We start from the raw sequence: 1,370 nt of genomic DNA, 5'->3' as shown, positions 1-1,370 counted from the left end.
TAGACCACCACCCCCGAACTCGCCTGGAAGGGCGTCACCGACAACACCCTCAACGGCATCACCCGCAACCCCTGGAACCCCGAGCGCACCCCCGGCGGCTCCAGCGGCGGAGCAGGCGCCGCCGTCGCACTCGGCATGGCGCCCCTGGCCATCGGCACCGACGGCGGCGGATCCGTGCGCATCCCCGCGGCCTTCTGCGGCATCTGCACCATCAAACCCACCTACGGGCGCGTCCCCCACTACCCCGCCAGCCCCTACGGCACCATGGCCCACGCCGGACCGATGACCACCACCGTCACCGAGACCGCGCTCATGCTCGACGTGCTCAGCGGACCCGACAGCCGCGACTGGTCCGCCCTCGAACCACCCGCGCAGTCCTTCCTCGACGGACTCGACGACGGCGTCGCCGGCCTGCGCATCGCCCTGAGCACCGACCTCGGCTTCGCCACCGTCGACCCCGAGATCGCCGACGCCGTCACCCGCGCCGCCCGCACCTTCGCCGAACTCGGCGCCACCGTCGAGCACGCCGACCCCGGCTTCAGCGACCCCGTCGAGGACTTCCACGTGCTGTGGTTCTCCGGCGCCGCCAAATCCGTCGAACACCTCACCGACGCCCAACGCGCCCTGCTCGACCCCGGGCTCGCCGAGATCGTCGAACAAGGCCTCACCTACGACGCCCAGGACTACCTCGAAGCCACCAACACCCGCATGCTCCTCGGCCAGCGCATGGGCGCCTTCCACGAGACCTACGACCTGCTGCTGACCCCCACCGTCGGCATCGCCCCGTTCGAAGCCGGCCTCGAAGCACCCGCCGACGCCACCAGCCGACGCTGGACCGGGTGGACCCCGTTCACCTACCCGTTCAACATGACCCAGCAGCCCGCCGCCAGCATCCCCTGCGGGTTCACCGGCGACGGCCTGCCCATCGGCCTGCAGATCGTCGGACCCCGCCACTCCGACGCCCGCGTCCTGCGCGCCTGCCGCGCCTACGAACGAGCCCACCCCTGGCAGCGCCCCCGCCGATAGCGGCCCCTCACCCGCCAGAACGAACAGGTGGCCACGCCCAGCCGACGCGCCACGCGGGGGCCGCCCCCCCCCGCCCCCCCCGGCCGCCCCCCCCCCCCCCCGGGGGGGGGGGGGGGGGCGCGCATCACGCCACCAACAGCATCCCCGTCGCGGCCGTGCCCACCACCAGCACCGTCGAACACGCCCCCAGCAGCAGCGCCCGCGGCCCCGCACGCCGCAACCCGCTCACCCGCACCGCCGTGCCCAACGCGAACAGCGCCGCCGCCAACAGCACCGACGACACCTGCGCCGCCACCCCCAACACCGGCGCGGGCACCCAACCCGTGACCCGCACCCCCATCGCC

At 74.1% G+C, this 1,370-nt stretch carries 1 protein-coding gene and 1 pseudogene; one reads left to right on the top strand and one right to left on the bottom strand.

The genetic code is table 11. The features are described 5' to 3' along the window. The first annotated feature begins 57 nt into the window (after positions 1–57). The gene (locus LCD33_RS28580) at positions 58–1,026 is read left to right on the top strand and encodes an amidase (protein ID WP_224978503.1); all 969 of its coding nucleotides are present in this window, start codon (positions 58–60) and stop codon (positions 1,024–1,026) included. A 124-nt stretch (positions 1,027–1,150) separates the two neighbouring features. On the opposite strand, the pseudogene LCD33_RS28575 reads toward LCD33_RS28580, so the two are convergent. Then, positions 1,151–1,370: pseudogene (locus LCD33_RS28575) on the bottom strand (putative sulfate exporter family transporter); the annotation flags it as partial.

Source organism: Saccharopolyspora sp. 7B (assembly GCF_020177435.1).
Taxonomy (GTDB): domain Bacteria; phylum Actinomycetota; class Actinomycetes; order Mycobacteriales; family Pseudonocardiaceae; genus Saccharopolyspora_C; species Saccharopolyspora_C gregorii.
This window is presented reverse-complemented; position numbering and strand designations above follow the sequence as displayed.